We start from the raw sequence: 21,317 nt of genomic DNA, 5'->3' as shown, positions 1-21,317 counted from the left end.
GTTACAGTGGGATGTTACCGTGTTTGCGGTCGGGCTGGTCCGCTCGCTTCCCCCGGAGTAGCTCCAGATCGGCGATCAGCCGCGGCCGTGTCTCCTGTGGTTCGAGGACGTCGTCGACGAACCCGCGTTTGGCCGCGATGTAGGGGGTCGCGAACGCGTCGCGGTACTCGTCGATGAGTTCCTGCCGCCGGGCCTCGACGTCCTCGGCGGATTCGAGTTCGTCGTCGTAGAGGACGTTGACCGCGCCCTGTGGCCCCATCACCGCGATCTCGGCGGTCGGCCAGGCGTAGTTGACGTCCGCGCCGATGTGTTTCGAAGCCATCACGTCGTAGGCGCCGCCGTAGGCCTTGCGCGTGATGACCGTCAGCAACGGGACCGTCGCCTCCGAGAACGCGTAGAGGAGTTTCGCGCCGTGGTTGATGATGGCGTTACGTTCCTGGTCCTTGCCGGGCATGAACCCGGGCACGTCGACGAAGGTGAGGATCGGGATGTTGAACGCGTCACAGAAGCGGACGAACCGTGCCGCCTTCCGGGAGGCGTCGATGTCCAGGGTCCCGGCGTTGACACGGGGCTGGTTGGCGACGACGCCGACGGCGTGGCCGTCCAGGCGGGCGAACCCGGTGAGGATGTTGCGGGCGAAGGCCTCCGCGACCTCGAAGAAGGAGTCCTGGTCGAGGACGCCGCCGATCACGTCGTGCATGTCGTAGGGTTTCTGTGGGGCGTCGGGGACCGTCTCGACCAGCGAGTCGTCCCGCCGGTCGGGGTCGTCCCAGGAGTCGACGCTGGGCGGGTCCTCGACGTTGTTCTGGGGGAGAAAGGAGAGCAGATAGCGGATCTCGTCCATCGCGGCCTTCTCGTCAGCGGCCGTGAAGTGGGCGACGCCGGACTCGCTGGCGTGGGTCTTCGCGCCGCCGAGTTCGTCGAAGCCGACCTCCTCGCCGGTGACCGTCTCGATCACGTCCGGGCCGGTGATGAACATGTGGCTGGTCTCCTCGACCATGTAGACGAAGTCGGTGATCGCCGGCGAGTACACCGCACCCCCGGCACACGGCCCCATGATCGCCGAGATCTGCGGGACGACGCCGCTGGCCTGCTGGTTCCGGTGGAAGATGTCGGCGTAACCCGCCAGCGAGTCGATCCCTTCCTGGATGCGCGCGCCGGCCGAGTCGTTCAGCCCGACGATGGGCGCGCCGTTCTCGATGGCCTGGTCCATCACCTTACAGACCTTCTGTGCGAACGCCTCGCCCAGTGATCCGCCGAAGACTGTGAAGTCGTGGGCGAAGACGTACACCCGGCGGCCGTTGACCTGGCCGTAGCCGACGACGACGCCGTCGCCCGGGACGTGGTTGTCCTCCATGTCGAAGTTCGTCGAGCGGTGCTCGCGCAGCGCGTCGATCTCGACGAACGTGTCGTCGTCCAGGAAGTAGTCGATCCGCTCGCGGGCGGTGAGTTTTCCCCGGTCGTGCTGTGCCTCGATGCGCTCCTCGCCGCCGCCCCGTTCGGCGGCCCCCTTGCGCTCGCGGAGGTCCTCGACGCGGTCGTCGTGGCTCATTCGACATCACGGCTCGTGGACCCGAACATATCCGCGCTGTCGGGGGCCGGTGAGAAAAGCGTTACCCGCGCCGCCGGGATCGAAGTCCCACCGGAACGACCGTGAGCGTTCGAACCGCCGGAGTTTTGAGGGGGTACGACCTTCCACCCCGTGTGAAAAACATCACGGCAACGCAGCACAACCCGTTCGGTTTCGACGCGCCGTGTGAGCCGTTCGTCCCGGGCTACGGCGACGCCAACGCCGATTTCCACGTCGTCGGCGACAACCCCCGGGTCCACGGCGGCAGCGAGTCGGGGATCCCCTTCACCGGGACCCCTGCCGCCGAGCGACTCCAGCGGGCGCTGCTGGCCGGTGGGCTCCTGACGGAGGTGGGTACCCCGCCGACCGTCGACAAGACGTACCTCTCCTATCTGTTCCTCTGTGGCGACCGCGACCCGACCGCGGACGATTACGCGGACCACGAACCGATGTTCGACACCGAGGTTCGGGCGATCACCTCTCACGTCCTGCTCCCCGTCGGCGAGCGCGCGACCAGGCACGTCTTCGCGAATATGACCGCCGAACCGGCCGATTCCGTCGACATGGAGGCCCTGCACGCGACGGAGGTCCGTGGCAGTGGCTGGCTCGTCTACCCGATCAAAGACCCCAGCGAGTGGACCGACGCCGACGAGGACGCCCTCGTCGCCGCCCTCACCGCGCTGCTCGCGACCGACTACCGACAGGAAGCCGAACTCGGCCGGTTCCTCCCGGGAGACGACGTCTGGCGGGTCCGGTAGTCCGACGGGACGCCGTTCTCGGGTCCGGTCACGACTCCAGATCGCTCGCCGCCAGTGGCGTCGCCGTCGCCCAGTAGTGCTCGAAGGTGTCGTCGGCCCACGCTCGGACGGCCGCGGCGTCGGTGTCGATGCCGGCCCGCAGGATGCCGTCCGCGTCACGCAAGAGGAGGAAGACGGTGTCGTCGGCCACCATCGCTGCCAGCGGAATCCGCTCGTCTCGAATCCTGATCGTAGCGCTGTCTGCACTCAACAGCGTCCGGAGGCGGTCCCGGAGTCGGGGGTCGTCGGCGAGTGCTTCGATCGCCGTCCGCGAGAAGACACCGCGGAAGCCCTGGCCGTGTTCGACGACCTGCTCCTGGACGGCTCCGAGGCTCTGATCGTTGAACGTATGCGAGAACGCGTAGACGGTGTCGGCGTCCGCGAGCATCCCGAGCAGCCGCTGGAGGGGCGCGTTCGGTCGGGTCTCTGTCGGCGTCGTGATCGTCGCGTCGGCCAGTTCCCGCAGATCGAAGTCGATCGCCGCTGTCGGCAGATAGTCGACGATTCCCCGGAGGTCCTGTTCGGTCTCGACGATCCCGACCAGCTCCTCGACCCCGTCGGCGACCAGTCGGCCGGTCGCGGTCGCGACGTACCCCCCGTCCCGGCGGCGGACCCACGCTCTGTCCTCGAAGTCGGCGAGAATGCGACCGAGTGTCGCCTGTGAGGCCCCCGTGCGGTCCGCGAGTTCGCTCCGAGTGTGGTGTCCCGTAGCCAGGGCCGACAGCACCGTCACCCGGTTGGGCGACAGCGCCAAGAACTCGATCTCCTCCAGCGCGGATTCCATGGGCGCTCGTTGCGCCCCGACGGGCAAAGGGTTTTTCGTACCGTGAAAGGATTTCACACCGTGTCGGACTGGGAACCCCGAGTCGGCGTTTCCCGGCGCGTAAGGGTTTCTGGACGCCCTTATGCCCATAGAGACCCTCTTATGGAATGTGATGAGCATGGTCTACGGTATGCTGTTTTGGTTCTTCTCTCCGGGCGTGCCCGGAGACTCCCTGCTGGAGGTGTCCGGATGATCTCACGCCGTGTCCCCGGACTCGCTATCGCCGCGAGCGTGCTGTTCGGCGGGACCTTCGTCGCCGTGAAGGCGGGCCTCGACTACTTCCCGCCGCTGCTGTTCGTCGCGTTGCGGTTCGACATCGCCGCGCTGGCACTGGCGGTGTACGTCCTCGCGACGCGGTCCCGGGCCGACCTGCTCCCGCGGACTCGCGGTGACCTCCTCGGGATCGGTGTCACCGGACTGCTCGCGATCGGGTTGACCAACGCGCTCCTGTTCGTCGGCCAGCAGTCCGCGACCAGTGCCGTCGCCGCGATCGTCTTCAGCCTGAACCCGATCCTGACGCCGGTGTTCGCCGCACTCCTGCTCTCGACCGAACGGCTCTCGCGTCGCGGGACGGTCGGGATGGTCGTCGGCCTGCTCGGGGTCGCACTGGTCGTCGACCCGGACCCGGCGATGCTCGCCAACGGCGGCCTGGGGCAACTCGTCCTGTTCGCCGCCGCCGTGGCCGCTGCGCTCGGGAGCGTCCTCATCCGCTGGGCAGACAGCGGCCTCTCCAGTACCGTCCGGGTCGCCTGGGCACTCCCGCTGGCGTCGGCGCTGACCCACGGCCTGAGCGTCGCGGCCGGCGAGTCGATCGCGGCCGTGGCCTGGACGGCCCCCGGCCTACTGGCGCTTGGCTACGTCGGCGTGTTCGCCGGCGCTGTCGCCTACATCGCCTACTTCGGACTGCTGGACGAGGTCGGCGCCATCCGGGCGAACCTGGTGTTCTACGTCGTCCCGGCGGTCTCGACGCTGGGCGGGTGGGCGCTGCTCGACGAGACCATCCCCCCGACGGCCGTCGTCGGCTTCCTCACCATCTTCGTCGGCTTCGCCGTCATCGGGAGCGACTCCGTCGACCGCCGGCGGCTCCGCCCGGGCTACGAACCCGACGTGAACCACTTCGAGATCGACGGCGAGGTCCGGGCGTTCGAGGCCGACTGAGCTACGCTCGGCTCCGCCGCGAGAACAGCGCGATACAGCCCCCGACGACGGCGACGGCGATCGCACTGGACTGTCCAGCGGTCGGCGTGACACCGACGACACCGCCGATCCCCGTGACGAACGTAAACGCCAGAAAGAGTGGCAGAATCACTGCGATCGCGACGAACCACGGGCGCCCCGCGAGCGTCGCGATGCGACCCGCTCCCAGTTCGTACTCCTCCAGGGCGAGCCGTCCCAGCACCCAGCCGTCGAACAGCAAGAACCCGAGCAGCCCCGCGGTGAGCGCGAGGTTGGCGATCGTGTCGGCCAACAGTGTAAACAGGGACGGCGACAGTGCCGCACCGGTCCCCGTGACGAGAAACAGCGTGCCGACGGCGGCGGTCGCTCCTCCCCGGGACGCTCCGTGCTCGTCGACCAGATACGAGACCAGCACCTCGTAGATGCTGATCGACGAGGACAGCGCAGCCAGCAACACGACGCCGAAGAACGCGATCCCGACGAGCCGGCTGTAGGGAAGGCTGGCGAACGCACCGGCGAGGCTGATAAACAGCGCGCCGGGGCCGCCGGCACCCGGATCGACGCCCAGCGAGAACAACAGCGGGAAGATGACGAGCCCGGCCAACACCCCGATACCGGTGTTGAGTCCGGCGATGAGGGTGCCGTCGGCGGCCAGTGAACGGTCCTCACCCAAATACGAAGCGTAGGTCAACATCGCGCCTGCGCCCACCGAGAGGGTAAACAGCGCCTGTCCCGCCGCGGCTCCGAGCACGTCGAAGAAGTTCGCCCGCAGATAGGCCAGATCCAGCGAGAGGTAGAACTCGTAGCCGCCCGTGGCCCCGTCGAGAGTTCCCGCCCAGACGGCCAGCCCACCGAGCATGAGGACGATCCCCGGGACCATCACGGTCGTGGCTACCTCGATGCCGCGGTCGACGCCGACGTAGACGACTGCCGCCGTCGCCAGCAGGAACAGGGCGTGAAAGCCCGCGGCACCGACGCCGTAATCGATCGCCGCGAAGTACTCTTGTGGGGCCGGGAAGTACGCGCCGGTCGCGCTGGCGACGGTGTACCGCAGAATCCAGCCGCCGACCACGGAGTAAAACGAGAGGACGACGACCGACGCGAACAGGGCCAGCCCGCCCAGCGGGCGCCAGCGGTCCCCGCCCAGCGTTCCGAAGGCACCGACGGGGTTCCGCCCGCTCCGCCGGCCGATCACCATCTCGCCCAGCAGTCCCGGGACGCCGACGAGGACGACGACGAGCAGATACAACAACAGGAACGCCCCGCCGCCGTTCTGTGCGGTCAGCCAGGGGAACCGCCAGATGTTCCCCAGACCGACGGCGCTGCCGACGGCGGCGAGCACGAAGCCCACTCTGGTCCGCCAGGTCGCTCTGGTCATTGTCCCCCGGTCCGTACGGACGACGAAAAGACTGACGGGACGAGAATTGTCAGAACGGCTGGACGACGGCGGGGTCCTCGCCCAGGAACATCGTCTCGACGCCCAGCCCGAGTGTCGCGAGGATACCGGCGACGACGACCAGTCGAAGTGCCCACAGCCACACCGGGCCGAACCAGCCCAGCCCGCCGGTCCCCTGTCGGAGTTCGGCGACGGCGTCCTCGCCCAGCACCCAGCCGACGAAGACGACGACCAGCAGCGCCGACAGCGGGAGGAACAGCTGGTAAGCGAAGTTGTCGAACCAGGTCAGCCAGGCGGTGTCCCACGCCGAGGGCAGGCCCAGGACGAACAGGCCGACGCCGATCCCGGTCGCCAGCACGGGCCGGGAGACGCCGAAGTTGTCGTTGGCCCAGGCGACGCTGACTTCGAGGAGACTGATCGCAGAGGACAGCGCCGCGATGAGTACGACGCCGAAGAAGACGACCCCGAACAGCCGGCCGAACGGGACGGAGCTAAAGCCCGAGGCGGTGGCGACGAACAACGCTCCGGGGCCGCCGGTGGTCGTCGTGATCTGGTAGTCGATGGTCAGCAGGATCGGGAACACGACCAGGCCGGCCAGCACGCCGACGAGCGTGTTCATCACGACGATGATCCCGCCGTCGAAGACGAGGTTGTCGTCCTCGCCGACGTACGAGGAGTAGGTGATCATGATCGCCATCCCCAGCGAGAGGGTGAAAAACGCCTGCCCGACGGCGAAGGGGATGATGCTCCCGGCGTTGTCGACCATCGTCCCCAGGTCCGGGGAGAGGAAGAAGGCGTAGCCGGCGCCGGCACCGGGCAGCGTCGCCACCCAGGCCGCCAGCGCGATCATCAACACGACGATGCTGGGGACCATCACCGTCGTCGCTTTCTCGATGCCGTCCTCGATGCCCAGCGCGACGATGCCGACGACCAGCGCCAGGAAGACCGCCTGTGCCAGCACCGCCTCGGGACCTGCGGAGACAGCGCCGAAGTAGCCGCCGGGATCGCCGAAGTACGCGCCGGTCGCACTGCCCAGGATGTACCGGAGGACCCACCCGCCGACGACGTTGTAGTACGAGAGGATCCAGAAGCCGGTGAGGATGCCGATCCCGCCGACGAGACGCCAGCCGTGGTGCCCGAGTTCCCCGAAGGCGTCGACGGCGTTGACGTTCGTCCGCCGGCCGAGGACGAACTCGGCCAGCATCGCGGGGAAGCCGATAAACAGCACGGCGATCAGGTAGAACACGACGAACGCCGCACCGCCGTTGGCACCCGTCTTGAACGGGAACTGCCAGAGGTTGCCCAGTCCCACTGCGCTCCCCACTGCCGCGAGGATGAATCCGAGTCGGGTCGTCCAGGTCTCTCTGTCGCTCATATCTGCTGGCGCTTTCCCGCTGTCGGTGTTAACGCCTGTGATTCAGTTCGGTCCGGACGACCGACACTGTCTCGACTGCTCTCAGGCCTCGCCGTATACCGGAACGGCCGCGCCGCTGGTCACGCTCGCCGCGTCCGAGCAGAGGAACAACATCACAGCGCCGATCTGTTCGGGATCGACCCACTCCTCGAAGTCGGCGTCTGGCATCATCTCGCGGTTCATCGGCGTGTCGATGACGCTGGGCATCACGGAGTTGGCCCGGACGGTGCCGAGGTTCTCCTCGGCGATACTCTCGGTCAGGAGTCGCACGCCGGCTTTCGTCGCCCGGTAGAGGCCGTCGCCGCTCCCGCCCTCCAGCGAGGAGCGGGCCGACACGGAGACGATGGCGCCTTCCGTCTCCTGTAGGTGTGGGATGGCGTGTTTCGAGGCCAGGAACATGGTCTTGAGGTTGACGCCGAAGAGGAAATCGAACGTGTCGGCGTCGGTCTCGTGGAGTGGGTCGCCACCACGCCAGGTACCGGCGACGTTCAGGAGATAGTCCAGGCGGCCGTGGTCGTCGACCACGCGCTCGACGACGGTGGCGACGTCGTCCTCGTCGGTGAAATCGCCCTGGTGGAACTCGATCCGGCCCGGATCGGACAGCAGGAAGTCCTCGCTGTCGGGCTCGACCACGTCGGCCCCACAGACGGTCGCACCGGCCTCCAGAAACGCGTTCGCGACAGCACTGCCCAGCGCGCCACCGACGCCGGTTACCAGGGCTACTTCGCCGCCGAAGTCAAATTCGACTGACATACACTCGGTGAAGGACGGCAGCCCGATAAATCAGGGGGTGACCGGGAGGGGAGTTCCCGGAAACAGCCGAGCGAGCGTGGTGAGCGTCCCACACCCCGCCGACGGCTCGATCGCGATGACGGCCAGGCAGCCGGGACCCTACCCTTCGGTGGCTCACAGCGTCGCGAGGTTCTGTCGGAGCTTGATCGTCGCCGTCATCAACGTCGTCGCGGTCATGATGACGAACACCACCTGGACGTGGAGGACGACGGCTCGATCCAGCCCGGCCAGCGTCGCCAGGTCGACAATCGGGACCAGCGCACCGAACAGCAAGACCGGGAGCAGGTGGCGCAACAGCGTGTCGATGACGGTGCCCTGGACGCGGGTCTCGGCGGCCCCGCGGTGGCCGAAGGAGACGCCTGCCGCCGCGAACGTGCCGGCGCTGATACCCATGACGGCGACGACGAACGGGTGTCGGCCGACGAGCGCCGATCCGATCCCGACGACCGCGACCGCGACGACTGCGGCCCGTGTCAGCACCCTCTCGTAGGTCCCCAGATCCTCCTCGCCGGCTGGGACGATGCTCCGGTAGAGGACCCGCATCGCTGTCGCCAACACGAGGACGTGGGCGAGGACGAGACTGCCCTTGATCGGAAGCTGAAGCGTCGTCACGATCTCGACGATGCCGAGCAGGGCGAACCCGACAGCGAAGACGCCGACGGCGACGAGATAGTCCCACAGACGTGCGTCCGTCGCCAGGTCACTCGCCTGTCTGTTCCGATACGCGTAGAAACTGAAGCGGGCACCGAGGACGGTCAGAAGTGTAAGTGCAATGAAAAATATGAACGTGAGGTTGGGGTTGTCCGCGACGAACTGTAACTCGACCCTGAACCCCCCTATCTGCACCGGCTAATCACCACTACCTGTGTCTGGGTTACCCAGGGCACGTAGCTCTTGTGTGAGTTGGCTGGTAGTTTCGTACCGCGCCAGTTTCTCCCGGGCCAGCGCTTTCCCCACGATGTCGTCGACCGGTTCGGGCACGTCAGCGACCTCGCTGGGTGCGGGGACATCGCCATCGAGTACCTGGTCGCGGATGGTGCTGAACGATCCCGTGAAGGGGGCGCGCCCGGTGAACAGCCGGAAACAGACGGCGCCGAGTTGGTAGATGTCGGTCGCGTGGTCGACCCGACCGAACCGCCGGTCGTAATATTCGGGTGCGGCATAGCGCGGGTCGAGGTAGGTCGCGGGATCGAAGTGATACCGGTAGACCCCCAACAGCCCGACGTTGTCCAGCAGGGGCGGCTGGCGCTCGTCCTCGGTGAGGACGTTCCCGTAGTACGCCACGTTCTCGGGGTCGATACCGCCGTGGACGGTCCCCCGTTCGTGGAGTTCCGTCACCGCTCCGGCCAACTGGCTGGCGTGCCAGACGGCGTCGGCAGGCTCAAACTCCCCGCGGTCTTCGAGCGTCTCCGCGGTGTACTCCGTCGCGATCCACGGTCCCGGCTCCCGGTGCCAGCCGTACAGCGCCAGGACGTTCTCGATGTCGCTGACGCTCTCCCACTCGTCGAGCCGTGACGCGAGATCGGCGAGGAACTCCGTCTCGCCGGCCGGATGGTCGAGCAACTGGATCGCGAGCGCGTATTCGTCGTCGTCGCGTATTCCGAGCGTGCGGTAGCTGTCACCGTAGCGGCGGCTGTCACGCGGCGCGAGGATCGAGAGCCGGTCGAAGGGGCTCTCGTACTCGACGATCGGGAGCCAGTCGGAGTCGGCGACCAGCGGCGCGGCGTCGGGCTCTCCGTCCAGATCCTGCTCCTGACCTCCGGCTCCGCCACCGTGGTCCGTCTCGTCGTCTTCGGTGTACACCCTCCGTGGCCCGTAGCCGTCGCCCTGATCCGGCAGCGTCGTCCGCCCGAGGTCGCGGTTCGACAGCGGCGACCGGTCCAGTATCGCGTTCCCTCGCCCGACGGCGGTTTGGCGGCGGATGTACGCTTGCTTTTCGTCGGTGAGGTCGCCGACGCCCTCCGCGACCGCCTCGGGATAGCTGACAGCCAGATACGACAGCGCCAGTTCCGTCGCCGGCCCCTCGTCGAGCCGGTCGGCGAGCCGTCGGACGAGGACCGGCACTGCGTCGGGATGCTCCTCGGCGACGAGACAGAGCGCCGTCGCCGCACCGAGTCGGACCTGCCGGTCGCCGACGTCGAGCAGACCGAGCAGCGGCGGAATCGTGCCGCGACCGGTATCCCCACCCGTGATCACGTCGGCGATGAGCTGTCGGGGGTCCCGAGACCCGGGGGCGTCTGATGACATACCGGTCGTTCGTCGGAACTAGGACGCTCGTCATGTATTATGCTATTGGGTAGCACGCTGTGCCACGGCTATCCCGACCCCGGTCCCGGTCCGATCAGACAGCACGACGACACCCGCTTATCAGTGGTGAGAATAGGGGACCAACGTTTTAGAACGGTTTTTGCCTAGATGCACCAGATGACCGAAGAGAGGGACACACTGCTCCCGAGCGTCGTCGGTGACAGTTACGCCACGCGTCTCGGTGTCGCGCTCGCGTTCGCGATCGTCGTCGTCGTTGCGTTCGGTGCCGTCATCAGCGTTCAGGCTTCGGCCACGCTGGAAGACGACGTGGCCACCGACATGACGGCGCTATCGGGGACACAAGCGGGACAGTTAGACGCCTGGCTGACCACGACCCAGCGGGACGTACGGACGACATCACGCCTCCCCGTCTTCGCCGACGGGTCCGCCACAGAACGACAGGACAGGCTCGAAGCACTGATCGAAACCGACTCCGTTCCACCGGATGTCGTCGCGGTCCACTACGTCAACACCGAGACAGGAGTGATCACCGAGAGTTCGAACCAGGAGTTCGTCGGCGTCAACGCCGCCGAGCAGGGCGCGCCGTTCGCGACCGATCCTCCGGAGTTCGAGAGCCCGGACGATACGCACGTGACGGAACCGTTCAGCGTCTCGGTCGTCGACCACCCGATCATCGCCGTCGTCTCGCCGGTCCCTGGCGCGGAGAACCGGGCACTGGTCTACATGACCGATCTCGGTGCCAAGGCCGACGAGATCTCGAACCAGCGCGACGGATCGTTCACGACGGTGGTCAACACCGACGGGCAGTTCGTCTCGCATCCGAACCACTCGATGATCGGGACGACCGCGCCGGTCGCCACGGGGGGCGAGAACCCGCTCCAGTCGCTGGAGGGCGGACAGAGCGACTTCGTCGAGACCGACTCGATGCTCATGGGACTGAGCCGACTGGACTCTCACGACTGGGTCGTGATGGTCCACGCGAACCCACAACAGGCCTACGCGCTCAGCAGCCAGATCAACTCCGACCTCGTCGGCCTGATCCTCATCGCGATCGTGAACCTGGGACTGGTCGGGGTCACGATCGGCAGCAACACCATCGTCTCGCTGCGGCGCCTCTCGACGAAGGCACAGGCGATGGCCGACGGTGACCTGGACGTCACCCTCGAAACGTCCCGGACAGACGAGTTCGGGACGCTGTACTCGGCGTTCGACAACATGCGGACGAACCTCGACGAGCAGATATCGGCCGCCGAGCGCGCACGCGAGGAAGCCGAGGAAGCGAAACAGGACGCCGAGCAGGCCCGTTCGGAGGTCGAACAGGAGCGCAACGAGATGGAGGCCCTCAGCAGTCACCTCGAACTGAAGGCCCAGGAGTACAGTCAGGCCCTGGAGGCGGCCGCCAACGGGGACCTGACCGCCCGTGTCGACACCGAAAGCATGAGCGACGCGATGGCCGAGGTCGGCGAGGAGATAAACACGACCCTCGACGCGCTGGAAGCCCTCCTCTCGGACGTGCGCTCGTTCACGGGCAGCGTGATGCAGTCCAGCGAGCGCGTCGAGTCCAACGCCAAGCGGGTCGACCAGGCGAGCCAGCAGGTCTCGAAGTCCATCCAGGAGATCTTCGAGGGGACGACCGAACAGAACGAGGGGCTGGAGTCCGCCGCCGGCGAGATGGAGAACCTCTCGGCGACGGCACAGCAAGTCGCCTCCTCCGCCCAGCAGGTCGCTGACACCTCTCAATCGGCTGCCGAGGTCGGTGAAGACGGTCGAGAGGCCGCCCAGGAGGCGATCACCGAGATGAACGCCATCGAAGACCAGACCGAGGCGACCGTCGAAGAGATCACCGCGCTCGACGACGAGTTGGATGAGATCGGTGAGATCGTCGGCGTCATCACTTCGATCGTCGAGCAGACGAACATGCTGGCACTGAACGCGTCGATCGAGGCGGCTCACGCCGACGGTCAGGGCGAGGGCTTCGCCGTCGTCGCGGACGAGATCAAGTCCCTCGCCGAGGAGACCAAGGAAGCCGCCGGCGACATCGAGGGCCGGATCGAACGCATCCAGTCACAGGCCGGCGAGACCGTCGAGACGATGGAGTCGACCAGCGAGCGGATCACCGAAGGCGTCGAGACCGTCGAGGAGACCGTCGACGCCCTGGAGACGATCGTCCAGTACACCGAGGAGGTCGACACCGGCATCCAGGAGATCGACCGGGCGACCGAGGAACAGGCCCGTACGGCACAGGAAGTCATGGGGACGATCGACGACCTGGCGGACATCAGCCAACAGACTGCGACCGAGGCCGATACCGTCGCGGGTGCGGCCGAAGACCAGGCCGCATCGATCGCGCAGGTCTCGGAATCCGCCGGTGAACTCCAGGCCCGCGCGGAGGAACTGGAATCGCTGCTCGAACGCTTCGAGGTCGACGCCGCATCCGGCACCGGCAACGGCCAGACGACCGCTGCGACCGACGACTAACAATGGACACGATAACGACCTGGTTCATGCTGGGACTGCTCGGTGAACTGCTCGGGACGGCCGTACTGGCATACGGCTACACGCTCGTCCCGAAGAGCGACAGACGACGGTATCTCCTGCTCGTCGCGATCCCGGGGATCGCCGTCGTGGCCTACGCACTGCTCTTTCTGGGGATCGGGACGGTCCAGAGCGACGGGCATACCGTCTACGTGGTCCGGTACGTCGACTGGCTGTTGACGACCCCGATCAACGTCCTCTATCTCGGCCTGCTGGCACACGCCTCCCGGCAGGACCTCGCCAAACTCGTCGCCCTGCAGGCGTTGACGATCGTCTTCGGCTTCGCCGGAGCAGTGACGTCGTCTCCGGTGAGCTACGGGCTGTTCGCGCTCGGCGGCCTGGCTTTCGCCGGCGTCGTCTATCTGCTCTACCGTGACGTCGCGGCCACGGCGACAGCTTCACTCTCGGACATCGAAGCGGGACTCTACCGGACGCTGCGGAACTTCGTCGTCGTCCTGTGGCTGGTCTATCCAGTCGTCTGGGTGCTCGGTCAGGCGGGGATCGCTCTCATGGACGTCGAGACGACCGCGCTGGTGATCACCTACCTGGACGTGGTGACGAAAGTCGGCTTCGGCCTGATCGCCCTCTACGGCCGGACGACGCTCGTCTCGATCGCCGAGAGCGAGGGCGCTGTCGCTGCCGGCGACTGAGCCGCAACTTCCGGATCTACGGCGAAAAAACCACCACCCACTCCCCACGATCGACCGGCGCGTCAGTGGATGCCCATCGCTTCGATCTGTTCCTGGTACCGGTTCCGGATGGTGACCTCTGTCACCTGTGCCACGTCGGCGACCTCCCGCTGGGTCTTCTTCTCGTTACAGAGCAGCGAGGCCGCGTAGATCGCTGCGGCGGCATAGCCCGTCGGGGACTTCCCGGAGAGGAGTCCCTGCTCGGCGGTCTTGTCGATGATCTCGTTGGCCTTGGACTGGACCTCCTCGGAGAGTTCCAGTTCCGAGGCGAACCGGGGGACGTACTGTTTGGGATCGACCGGTTCCATCTTGAGTTCGAGTTCCTGGGCCACGTACCGATAGGTCCGTCCGATCTCCTTCTGTTCGACCCGGGAGACGTCCGAGACCTCCTCTAAGCTCCGGGGGATGCCCTCCTGTCGACACGCCGCGTAGAGACAGGCCGTCGCGACGCCCTCGATAGAGCGGCCCCGGATCAGGTCCTCGTCCAGTGCCCGTCGATAGATGACCGAGGCGACTTCCCGTACCGAGCGCGGGACGCCCAGTGCCGAGGCCATACGGTCGATCTCCGAGAGCGCGAACTGGAGGTTTCGCTCGCCGGCGTCCTTGGTCCGGATACGCTCCTGCCACTTTCGCAGTCGGTGCATCTGGCTGCGCTTCTCCGAGGAGAGTGAGCGTCCGTACGCGTCCTTGTCCTTCCAGTCGATCTGGGTCGTCAGTCCCTTGTCGTGCATCGTCTGGGTCGTCGGCGCTCCGACCCGGGACTTGGACTGTCGCTCCGAGTGGTTGAACGCCCGCCACTCGGGACCCCTGTCGATGTTTTCGTCCTCGATGACGAGGCCACAGTCCTCACAGACGAGTTCTCCACCCCCGTCGCTAGAGATGGACTCCGACTCACATTCCGGACACGTCTGCTGGCCCGTGTCTTCGGACTCCTGCTCGCGCTCCTCCTGGTCCGTGTCCCGCTGGCGCGTCGGCCGTTCCATGTGTTCTTTTAAGGAGAACGTTCTGACCTATATAAATGTTGTGCTGAAAGCAAAAACGCCCTTCGATAGGGGGTGATAGTCGGCCACAAGGGCTATATACGATCTTCCGACCGGGAAAATTATCGTCGAGTGTTCCCGTCACCCGACCAGAACTGGCATTAGCGAGTCGCCGAAAGTGGAAATACTGCCAGGTCATGACTCAGGAGTCCCAGACGGACGACGAGGACGGGATCGGAACCCTGTTCGACGAACTGGAGGAACTGGAAGCGCTCGTCGACAGTCCCACGGAGCGCGAACAGGTCCGAGAGGCCATGCGGGCCGCCGCAGACTCCCAGGACGACGACCCGCTCGTCTTCGGGCGTGTCGTCTGGGGATTCGACCGGAGTGACCTCGCAGAGGCGGTGCTGGGATCGCTGTTGTTCGGCATCCCGATGGCAGTCGAGGGAGGAACGGTCGACGCCGGACGACACATCGCACAGCACCCGCTGTACCTCCTCGGGACGCTGGTCGCCGCTATCGGCATCGTCATCAGCATCCTCTACGTCGCCGACATCCAGGACGTGCGTGTCGCGAACGCGTATCTCGGGCTCGTCCCACGGCGCTTGGTCGGGGTGACGGGGACCGCGTTCGTCGTCTCGGTCGCGTTGCTCACTTCGTGGGGGATGGTCGAGTGGTCGACGGCGCCGGCGGCGCTCGTCGAATCGCTCTCGATCTGTACCGTCGCGTTCGTCCCGATGTCTATCGGCGCCGCGCTGGGCGACATCCTGCCCGGAAGCTGACGCCTGGCCACAGTGTGGTACCGGCTCACGGTGTCGGGGGCGTTTGGCAATCGTTAAAAGCCGCGGTCGGATACGGGATGGTATGAGCGAGAGCCAACAGAAGCGGACGCAAAAGTGCGTCTCGTGTGGCATCAACATCGCCGGCACGAACGCCGCTGCGTTCAAGTGCCCAGACTGCGGGCACCAGATCTACCGGTGTGCGACCTGCCGGAAGCAGAGTAACCTGTACAAGTGTCCTGACTGCGGTTTCACGGGGCCATAACGATGGGGAAAGTCGCTGCCAAGATCAAGGTCATGCCACAGAGCCCGGAAGTCGACCTCGACGACCTCCAGGAACGCCTGGAAGGTTCGCTTCCGGAAGGTGCCAAAATCAAAGGCTTCGAGCGTGACGACGTGGCCTTCGGACTCGTCGCACTGTTCCCGACGGTCATCATCCCCGACGAGTCCGGCGGGACCGACGCAGTCGAGGAAGCGTTCGCCGACGTCGACGACGTCGAGTCCGTCGATGTCGACACTGTCGGCCGACTGTAACGCCGAACTCTCTCGTTTCCGTCCGTTCGCGTAGTCACAACGCCACCTCGTAGCCCCACTCACTCGTGGCCGCGGAACGCACGTTTTATTAGGGCGACCGGACAAGCGATGTTCAAGAATGCCCAGTTCCAACGGACCCCTCGAAGGGACACGTGACAAGCTCAAGAACAAGCCACGCGACCGCGGCACCTCGCCGCCCCAGCGCTCCGTCGCACAGTTCGAGACCGACGAGAAGGTCCACCTGAAGATCGATCCGTCAGTGCCCGACGGCCGGTTCCACCCCCGATTTAGCGGTCTGACCGGCACTGTCGTCGGCGAACAGGGGACTGCGTACAAGGTCGAGATCGTCGACGGCGGAAAGACGAAGACCGTCATCACCAAGCCCGCTCACCTCCGCAGTCAGGAGTAACCGATGACCATCTTCAAAGAGAAGCTCGACGAGGAGTACCTCACCAACGCCGAGACGAAGGCGATCCTCGAAGAGCTGGAGATGGAGCGGGCCGCCGACGAGGACCGCGAGATGCGCTACGAACTCAAACGCGCTATCGAACACGTCAACCGGTTCGCGCTCCTCGATCCCGAGGAGTCCCGCGAGTTCGTCGACAAACTCCAGGAACTGGAGAAAGTCGACGAGGCCACGGCCTACAAGATCGCCAACCTCCGCCCGCTTGACCGAGACGAACTCCGCTCGGTGTTCGCCCAGGAGCGGTACTCGCTGTCCGGGGACGAACTCGACGAGGTTCTCGGTATCGTCAAACAGTACGCCTGACCGAAAGCCGTCGAAAAATTCTGTTTCTCACGCCCGTTTACTCCGCAGCTGTGTGTCTCCGGTCGATCATCGGACGCCCGAGCGGGAGTGAGGGTCGCCACACGGAACGGCTAGCCAGGCGTCCCGATCGACCAGTCACCGCCCGGCGAGAAGCCGACTGCGGTGTGGCCTGGCGCTTCTGATACTCTGTATCCCTCGCCATTAAGTATGCTCTGGTCGTACCGCAGTCTATGAGTGATACGGAGAGCGATGACGGTGCGACCATGACTGGTGTCGTCATCGATGTCCTCCCCCACGGGCGGGCGTCAGACGACCGTCCACAGCACCAGAAAGATCCGCTCGCGTTCGTCCTCGGGATCGAGGAGTTCTATATCTACGAACTCGTTCTGGACGCCGATTCGGACGTCTCGATCGGTGACCGAGTCGACCTGACTGCTTTCGGCCGTATCGACGAGGTCGAGTTCGACGACCTCCCGAGCGGGGCTCGCTCCGAACTGGAGTACGTCGTCGAGGAGGTCGTCGAGGACAACGAACAGCGGTTCGTCGACTTCTACAACGACGCCCAACCGATCACCCTCCGGCTCCACCAGTTGAACCTCCTACCGGGGATCGGCAAGAAACTGCGCAACTCGATCCTCGACCAGCGAAAGCGAAAGCCGTTTCAGAGCTTCGAGGACCTCCAAGACCGAGTGAGCGGGCTCCACAACCCCCAGGAAGTGCTCATCGAGCGTATCCTGGAAGAACTGCGCGAGGACGATCTGAAGTACCGGACGTTCGTGCGCCGGTCCGAGCAAGGCGAGGGCGAGTGAAGCGAGGCCTCGAAGTAGAGCGGGGAGAACGACCCGTGGCACAGGGCGAGGGCGAGTGAAGCGAGGCCTCGAAGTAGAGCGGGGAGAACGACCCGTGGCACAGGGCGAGGGCGAGTGAAGCGAGGCCTCGAGGTAGAGCGGGGAGGAACGACCCGTGGCACAGGCCGGGGACGGCTGAGAGGGAGTCCTCGACGGAGCGGGAAGTGACCGTAGTACAGGGCGAGTAAGCGACTTTTTCAATCGCGGCCCGTCTACGGGGGATAATGACCGACACAGCGACAGACACGAGAGACCCGGATTCGCTCGTCCGCCGTGCCGGAAAGCGCGCCGACACCCGCAAGGACCAGCACTTCCTCGTCGACGACCGCGTCCTCGACCGGATTCCGGAGTACGCGACCGAGGTGGGGATGGACTGCTCACACGTTCTCGAAGTCGGTGCGGGTCCGGGTGCCCTGACAGACCGACTGCTCGCTGTCGCCGACCGGGTGACTGCCGTCGAGCGCGACCCCGATTTCGCGGCTCACCTCCGCGAGGAGTTCGCCGACGAGATCGAGGCCGGCCGGCTGACCGTCCGCCAGGGAGACGCGCTGGCGGTCGATCTCCCCGACTACACGGCCAGCGTCTCGAACCTGCCCTACGGTGCGTCATCGGAGATCGCCTTCCGCCTGTTGCCGCGCCAGCGACCGATGGTCCTGATGTTCCAACAGGAGTTCGCCGAGCGGATGGCCGCCGATCCTGGAACCGACGACTACGGGCGGCTGTCGGTGACGGCGGGCCACTACGCCGACGTCGAAGTCGTCGAGACGGTCCCAAAGGAGGCGTTCGACCCACAGCCCCGCGTGACCAGCGCGCTGGTCCGGACGACACCCCGGGAGCCGGACTACTCTGTCCCGGACGACGACTTCTTCATGGACTTCCTCCGTGCGGTGTTCACCCAGCGCCGGAAGACGATGCGCAACGCCGTCCGGAACACGGTCCACATCTCGGGGCTGGGGGACGCCGACGCGGTCGTAGAGGCGGCCGACGAGGAACTGATGAGCGCCCGTGCGGGGGACCTGTCGCCGTCGGCGTTCGCCGACCTGGCGACACTCGCCTACGAGGTCGGCCAGCCGGAGGCCTGAGATGGACGAAGACCGGGAGTGCGGGCGACCGTCGCTGGCCGACGAGCGGGGCGTCGAATCGGTCTACCAGCCCGCGGAGGACTCGGCGCTCCTGGCACGGGCCGCTCGGGAAGCCGTCGAACCCGGGATGCGGGCACTGGACGTCGGTACCGGCTCGGGCTACGTCGCGGCAGAACTGGCCGAGGCCGGTGCCGACGCCGTCGGTGTCGACCTCAGTCCACTGGCCTGTCGGCAGGCCCGGCAAAACGGGGTCCAGACTGTCCGGGGCGACCTCGTCGCGCCGTTCCAGTCGCTGAGCTTCGACCTCGTCGTCTTCAATCCGCCGTATCTCCCGACGCCCTCCGAGACGGAGTGGGACGACTGGATGGAACACGCCCTCTCCGGCGGCGAGGACGGTCGCAGACTCGTCGATCCGTTCCTGTCGTCGGTCGGCCGGGTGCTCGAGACGGACGGCGAGGTGTTGCTCCTGGTCAGCAGCCTCACCGATCCCGATGCCGTCCTCGCGTTCGGGGGGGAGCACGGCCTCGACGGCGAACGGCTCGTCAGCGAGAAACATCCGTACGAGGAACTCGTCGTCCTGCGGTTCTCGCAGACGTGATTACCGTAGGGCATTTCTCCGAATAGGAAATATTAAAGCCCGTCATTTCGTACGCGGGAGTAATGACACAGATAGTTGCCACGACACCTGGCCTGTTCCCGTTACCGGACTGGGCCAAAGACGAACTGGCCGACCTGAAGGGTCACCAGAAGACAGACCTCATCTCGGGCGACGAGAGCGCGGCCGTCGAGGACGCCTACGACCGTGTCCGGACCGAACTGATCGAGACACAGGCCGACGCTGGTCTCGATCGAACTGTCGAGGGACAGGGCCGCTGGGACGACATGCTCGCACACCCGCTGGCCGTCCACGACGAGGTCGAGACCCGCGGGATCGTCCGCTACTACGACAACAACAACTTCTACCGGGAGCCGGTCGTGCAGGGCGACCTCGGCGCGGACGGCGGGGACGTGGCTGCGGACCTCGATGCCGCGGCCGACCACGTCGACGAGGGGCTCCAGGCGGTCCTGCCGGGCCCGTATTCGCTCGCCGACCTGGCGACAGACGAACACTACGGTGACGACGCCGAGTTCCTCTCGGCGGTCGCCGACTTCCTCGCCGAGGAGGTCCGCTCGTTCCCCGAAGTCGAGACGCTGTTCCTGCTGGAACCGTCGCTGGTCGAGAACGCACCCGAAGGCGGTGCCGACGAACGCGCGAGCGCCGCGATCGACACCGTCGCGAACGCCGTGGACGCCCAGGTCGTCACCCACACCTACTGGGGTGCCCTCGAAGAGAAGGTCTACGCACACCTGATGGACGCTGACGTCGACGCCATCGGCTTCGATCTGATCGCCAACCACGACAAGAACGTCTACAACGTCCAGGAGTACGGGACGAAAGACGACGTCGCCCTGGGTGTCGTCGACGGGCAGAACACGCTCGTCGAGGCTCCCGAGACCATCCGGGACCGGATCGACTGGTTCGAACAGCAGACCAACACGACCTACGAGACCGTCTACGCGACCGCGAACACGGAGCTGTTCTACCTCCCGGTCAACAAGTTCACGGACAAGCTGGAAGCGCTCGCAAACGCCGCCGACCTCGAGGAGGTCGAAGCATGACAGGACCACGAGAGCGGTTCCGACCGGCGGACCACCCCAACGACCACTTCCTGCTGACGACCGTCGTCGGCTCCTACCCCAAGCCCAAGTGGCACGACCGTGCCCGCGAACAGTTCGAAGACGAGGACGCCGACTTCGGCCAGGAGGAGTGGGAGGAATCGAAAGACGACGCTTCGCGACTCATCACCCACGAACACGAACGTTGCGGCATCGACGTGGTCTGTGACGGTGAGATGCGGCGCAACGAGATGGTCGAGTACTTCGCCCACCGGATCGACGGCTACGAGTTCAACGGCCGCGTGAAGGTTTGGGGACACAACTACTTCGACAAGCCCAGCGTCGCCGACGAGGTCGAGTACGGCGAGCAGTGGCTCGTCGAGGAGTTCGAGTTCACCGACGAGGTCGCTGAGCGCCCGGTCAAGGTCCCGATCACGGGGCCGTACACGCTGGCGAACTGGTCGTTCAACGAAGTCTACGACAGCGAGGAGGCCCTGGCCTACGAACTGGCCGACCTCGTCAACGAGGAGATCGAGGCCCTGGTCGACGCCGGCGCTCGCTACATCCAGATCGACGAGCCGGCCCTCGCCACCACCCCCGACGACCACGCCATCGTCGGCGAATGTCTCGAACGCATCGTCGACGACGTACCCGAGGACGTCCGCCTGGGACTGCACGTCTGTTACGGCGACTACTCCCGGATCTATCCGGAGATCCTCGACTACCCCGTCCACGAGTACGACCTCGAACTCGCAAACGGCGACTACGAACAACTGGACGTGTTCAAAGACCACGAGTTCACCAAGGACTTCGCGATGGGTGTTCTGGACGCCCACACCGCGGAAGTCGAGTCCGTCGAGGAGATCAAGGACAACATCAAGAAGGGACTGGAGGTCGTCCCGCCGGAACGGCTCACCGTCTCGCCGGACTGTGGCGTGAAGCTGCTCCCCCGTGAGGTCGCTCGCGGCAAGATGGAGAACATGGTGCAGGCGGCCCGCGAGATCGAACAGGAACTGGACGCCGGAGAGATCGACGTCGTCGCCAGCGGTGCGGAAGCCAGCGCGGACGACTGACGTAGCCGGCGCGGACGAGTAGTTTGGTTCTCGCGAATCGCCGCGCGATTCGCGGCGTTTTTCGCCGTCTTTACGAGGAGAGGTGCCTGTAGCGAGCGACGACACGGCCCGCGAGGACAGCCCGACCGCAGAGCGA

22 protein-coding genes are annotated in these 21,317 nt (G+C 65.9%); 14 read left to right on the top strand and 8 right to left on the bottom strand.

Annotation, left to right across the window (positions count from 1 at the left end; genetic code table 11):
* Position 1: 1 nt before the first annotated feature.
* On the bottom strand, positions 2 to 1,552 hold the full coding sequence (locus P0204_RS04085) for an acyl-CoA carboxylase subunit beta (RefSeq protein ID WP_276221914.1): 1,551 nt from the start codon (positions 1,550 to 1,552) through the stop codon (positions 2 to 4).
* 152 nt (positions 1,553 to 1,704) lie between these two features.
* On the opposite strand from P0204_RS04085, the gene P0204_RS04080 reads away from it, so the two are divergent.
* Positions 1,705 to 2,328 carry a uracil-DNA glycosylase family protein gene (locus P0204_RS04080; RefSeq protein ID WP_276221913.1) on the top strand — a complete coding sequence of 208 codons (624 nt, stop codon included), beginning with the start codon at positions 1,705 to 1,707 and terminating at the stop codon, positions 2,326 to 2,328.
* Between the two features lie 28 nt (positions 2,329 to 2,356).
* Here the strand turns inward: P0204_RS04080 and P0204_RS04075 are convergent, their stop codons facing one another.
* The gene (locus P0204_RS04075) at positions 2,357 to 3,151 is read right to left on the bottom strand and encodes a helix-turn-helix transcriptional regulator (protein WP_276221911.1); all 795 of its coding nucleotides are present in this window, start codon (positions 3,149 to 3,151) and stop codon (positions 2,357 to 2,359) included.
* A gap of 228 nt (positions 3,152 to 3,379) precedes the next feature.
* On the opposite strand from P0204_RS04075, the gene P0204_RS04070 reads away from it, so the two are divergent.
* On the top strand, positions 3,380 to 4,348 hold the full coding sequence (locus P0204_RS04070; RefSeq protein ID WP_276221909.1) for a DMT family transporter: 969 nt from the start codon (positions 3,380 to 3,382) through the stop codon (positions 4,346 to 4,348).
* A gap of 1 nt (position 4,349) precedes the next feature.
* Here the strand turns inward: P0204_RS04070 and P0204_RS04065 are convergent, their stop codons facing one another.
* From P0204_RS04065 to P0204_RS04045, 5 genes are all read right to left on the bottom strand, one after another.
* On the bottom strand, positions 4,350 to 5,744 hold the full coding sequence (locus P0204_RS04065) for a sodium-dependent transporter (protein WP_276221907.1): 1,395 nt from the start codon (positions 5,742 to 5,744) through the stop codon (positions 4,350 to 4,352).
* A gap of 49 nt (positions 5,745 to 5,793) precedes the next feature.
* Positions 5,794 to 7,137: a sodium-dependent transporter gene (locus P0204_RS04060; RefSeq protein WP_276221906.1), complete on the bottom strand. Its 1,344-nt coding sequence runs from the start codon at positions 7,135 to 7,137 to the stop codon at positions 5,794 to 5,796.
* 81 nt (positions 7,138 to 7,218) lie between these two features.
* Positions 7,219 to 7,929 (bottom strand): SDR family oxidoreductase, encoded by a 711-nt coding sequence (locus P0204_RS04055; protein WP_276221904.1) that lies wholly within the window; start codon positions 7,927 to 7,929, stop codon positions 7,219 to 7,221.
* 153 nt (positions 7,930 to 8,082) lie between these two features.
* Positions 8,083 to 8,814 (bottom strand): hypothetical protein, encoded by a 732-nt coding sequence (locus P0204_RS04050; protein WP_276221903.1) that lies wholly within the window; start codon positions 8,812 to 8,814, stop codon positions 8,083 to 8,085.
* Positions 8,815 to 8,817: 3 nt separating this feature from the next.
* On the bottom strand, positions 8,818 to 10,215 hold the full coding sequence (locus P0204_RS04045) for a serine/threonine protein kinase (protein WP_276221901.1): 1,398 nt from the start codon (positions 10,213 to 10,215) through the stop codon (positions 8,818 to 8,820).
* A 177-nt stretch (positions 10,216 to 10,392) separates the two neighbouring features.
* Between P0204_RS04045 and P0204_RS04040 the strand changes: the two genes are divergently transcribed.
* Positions 10,393 to 12,714: a methyl-accepting chemotaxis protein gene (locus tag P0204_RS04040; protein ID WP_276221899.1), complete on the top strand. Its 2,322-nt coding sequence runs from the start codon at positions 10,393 to 10,395 to the stop codon at positions 12,712 to 12,714.
* A 2-nt stretch (positions 12,715 to 12,716) separates the two neighbouring features.
* Positions 12,717 to 13,421: a bacteriorhodopsin gene (locus tag P0204_RS04035; protein WP_336406466.1), complete on the top strand. Its 705-nt coding sequence runs from the start codon at positions 12,717 to 12,719 to the stop codon at positions 13,419 to 13,421.
* Between the two features lie 62 nt (positions 13,422 to 13,483).
* Here P0204_RS04035 and P0204_RS04030 read toward each other — a convergent pair whose 3' ends face one another.
* Positions 13,484 to 14,443, bottom strand: coding sequence for a transcription initiation factor IIB (locus P0204_RS04030; protein WP_276221898.1), 960 nt, complete (start codon positions 14,441 to 14,443; stop codon positions 13,484 to 13,486).
* 194 nt (positions 14,444 to 14,637) lie between these two features.
* Here P0204_RS04030 and P0204_RS04025 point away from each other — a divergent pair, with 194 nt between their 5' ends.
* From P0204_RS04025 to P0204_RS03980, 10 genes are all read left to right on the top strand, one after another.
* Positions 14,638 to 15,222 (top strand): DUF2391 family protein, encoded by a 585-nt coding sequence (locus tag P0204_RS04025; protein WP_276221896.1) that lies wholly within the window; start codon positions 14,638 to 14,640, stop codon positions 15,220 to 15,222.
* An 82-nt stretch (positions 15,223 to 15,304) separates the two neighbouring features.
* Entirely contained in the window at positions 15,305 to 15,484 is a 180-nt protein-coding gene (locus P0204_RS04020; protein ID WP_276221895.1) for an HVO_2753 family zinc finger protein, read from the top strand.
* A gap of 2 nt (positions 15,485 to 15,486) precedes the next feature.
* Positions 15,487 to 15,753 carry an elongation factor 1-beta gene (locus tag P0204_RS04015; protein WP_276221893.1) on the top strand — a complete coding sequence of 89 codons (267 nt, stop codon included), beginning with the start codon at positions 15,487 to 15,489 and terminating at the stop codon, positions 15,751 to 15,753.
* Between the two features lie 118 nt (positions 15,754 to 15,871).
* Positions 15,872 to 16,162 (top strand): 50S ribosomal protein L21e, encoded by a 291-nt coding sequence (locus tag P0204_RS04010; RefSeq protein WP_276221890.1) that lies wholly within the window; start codon positions 15,872 to 15,874, stop codon positions 16,160 to 16,162.
* Between the two features lie 3 nt (positions 16,163 to 16,165).
* Positions 16,166 to 16,522 carry an RNA polymerase Rpb4 family protein gene (locus tag P0204_RS04005; protein ID WP_276221889.1) on the top strand — a complete coding sequence of 119 codons (357 nt, stop codon included), beginning with the start codon at positions 16,166 to 16,168 and terminating at the stop codon, positions 16,520 to 16,522.
* A 230-nt stretch (positions 16,523 to 16,752) separates the two neighbouring features.
* Positions 16,753 to 17,331: a DUF655 domain-containing protein gene (locus tag P0204_RS04000; RefSeq protein WP_276221887.1), complete on the top strand. Its 579-nt coding sequence runs from the start codon at positions 16,753 to 16,755 to the stop codon at positions 17,329 to 17,331.
* A gap of 263 nt (positions 17,332 to 17,594) precedes the next feature.
* On the top strand, positions 17,595 to 18,452 hold the full coding sequence (locus P0204_RS03995) for a 16S ribosomal RNA methyltransferase A (protein ID WP_276221885.1): 858 nt from the start codon (positions 17,595 to 17,597) through the stop codon (positions 18,450 to 18,452).
* A 1-nt stretch (position 18,453) separates the two neighbouring features.
* A complete protein-coding gene (locus P0204_RS03990) occupies positions 18,454 to 19,050 on the top strand; it encodes a HemK2/MTQ2 family protein methyltransferase (RefSeq protein ID WP_276221883.1) in 597 nt (198 codons plus the stop codon).
* A gap of 62 nt (positions 19,051 to 19,112) precedes the next feature.
* Entirely contained in the window at positions 19,113 to 20,111 is a 999-nt protein-coding gene (locus P0204_RS03985) for a 5-methyltetrahydropteroyltriglutamate--homocysteine methyltransferase (protein WP_276221881.1), read from the top strand.
* Positions 20,108 to 21,181, top strand: a complete 1,074-nt coding sequence (locus P0204_RS03980) for a methionine synthase (RefSeq protein ID WP_276221880.1) — start codon at positions 20,108 to 20,110, stop codon at positions 21,179 to 21,181. The genes P0204_RS03985 and P0204_RS03980 overlap by 4 nt, the downstream gene beginning before the upstream one ends.
* Positions 21,182 to 21,317 lie beyond the last annotated feature (136 nt).

The organism is Haloarcula halophila (assembly GCF_029278565.1).
Classification (GTDB): Archaea; Halobacteriota; Halobacteria; order Halobacteriales; family Haloarculaceae; genus Haloarcula; species Haloarcula halophila.
The sequence above is the reverse complement of the archived record's forward strand: the minus strand, read 5'-3'. Positions and strand labels throughout refer to the sequence as shown.

What these genes read in the sequence shown, in the direction of transcription:
- P0204_RS04085 (WP_276221914.1), bottom strand. Translation starts at nt 1,552, where the DNA reads ATGAGCCACGACGACCGCGTCGAGGACCTCCGCGAGCGCAAGGGGGCC.
- P0204_RS04075 (WP_276221911.1), bottom strand. Translation starts at nt 3,151, where the DNA reads ATGGAATCCGCGCTGGAGGAGATCGAGTTCTTGGCGCTGTCGCCCAAC.
- P0204_RS04070 (WP_276221909.1), top strand. Translation starts at nt 3,380, where the DNA reads ATGATCTCACGCCGTGTCCCCGGACTCGCTATCGCCGCGAGCGTGCTG.
- P0204_RS04065 (WP_276221907.1), bottom strand. Translation starts at nt 5,744, where the DNA reads ATGACCAGAGCGACCTGGCGGACCAGAGTGGGCTTCGTGCTCGCCGCC.
- P0204_RS04060 (WP_276221906.1), bottom strand. Translation starts at nt 7,137, where the DNA reads ATGAGCGACAGAGAGACCTGGACGACCCGACTCGGATTCATCCTCGCG.
- P0204_RS04055 (WP_276221904.1), bottom strand. Translation starts at nt 7,929, where the DNA reads ATGTCAGTCGAATTTGACTTCGGCGGCGAAGTAGCCCTGGTAACCGGC.
- P0204_RS04045 (WP_276221901.1), bottom strand. Translation starts at nt 10,215, where the DNA reads ATGTCATCAGACGCCCCCGGGTCTCGGGACCCCCGACAGCTCATCGCC.
- P0204_RS04040 (WP_276221899.1), top strand. Translation starts at nt 10,393, where the DNA reads ATGACCGAAGAGAGGGACACACTGCTCCCGAGCGTCGTCGGTGACAGT.
- P0204_RS04035 (WP_336406466.1), top strand. Translation starts at nt 12,717, where the DNA reads ATGGACACGATAACGACCTGGTTCATGCTGGGACTGCTCGGTGAACTG.
- P0204_RS04030 (WP_276221898.1), bottom strand. Translation starts at nt 14,443, where the DNA reads ATGGAACGGCCGACGCGCCAGCGGGACACGGACCAGGAGGAGCGCGAG.
- P0204_RS04025 (WP_276221896.1), top strand. Translation starts at nt 14,638, where the DNA reads ATGACTCAGGAGTCCCAGACGGACGACGAGGACGGGATCGGAACCCTG.
- P0204_RS04020 (WP_276221895.1), top strand. Translation starts at nt 15,305, where the DNA reads ATGAGCGAGAGCCAACAGAAGCGGACGCAAAAGTGCGTCTCGTGTGGC.
- P0204_RS04015 (WP_276221893.1), top strand. Translation starts at nt 15,487, where the DNA reads ATGGGGAAAGTCGCTGCCAAGATCAAGGTCATGCCACAGAGCCCGGAA.
- P0204_RS04010 (WP_276221890.1), top strand. Translation starts at nt 15,872, where the DNA reads ATGCCCAGTTCCAACGGACCCCTCGAAGGGACACGTGACAAGCTCAAG.
- P0204_RS04005 (WP_276221889.1), top strand. Translation starts at nt 16,166, where the DNA reads ATGACCATCTTCAAAGAGAAGCTCGACGAGGAGTACCTCACCAACGCC.
- P0204_RS04000 (WP_276221887.1), top strand. Translation starts at nt 16,753, where the DNA reads ATGAGTGATACGGAGAGCGATGACGGTGCGACCATGACTGGTGTCGTC.
- P0204_RS03995 (WP_276221885.1), top strand. Translation starts at nt 17,595, where the DNA reads ATGACCGACACAGCGACAGACACGAGAGACCCGGATTCGCTCGTCCGC.
- P0204_RS03990 (WP_276221883.1), top strand. Translation starts at nt 18,454, where the DNA reads ATGGACGAAGACCGGGAGTGCGGGCGACCGTCGCTGGCCGACGAGCGG.
- P0204_RS03985 (WP_276221881.1), top strand. Translation starts at nt 19,113, where the DNA reads ATGACACAGATAGTTGCCACGACACCTGGCCTGTTCCCGTTACCGGAC.
- P0204_RS03980 (WP_276221880.1), top strand. Translation starts at nt 20,108, where the DNA reads ATGACAGGACCACGAGAGCGGTTCCGACCGGCGGACCACCCCAACGAC.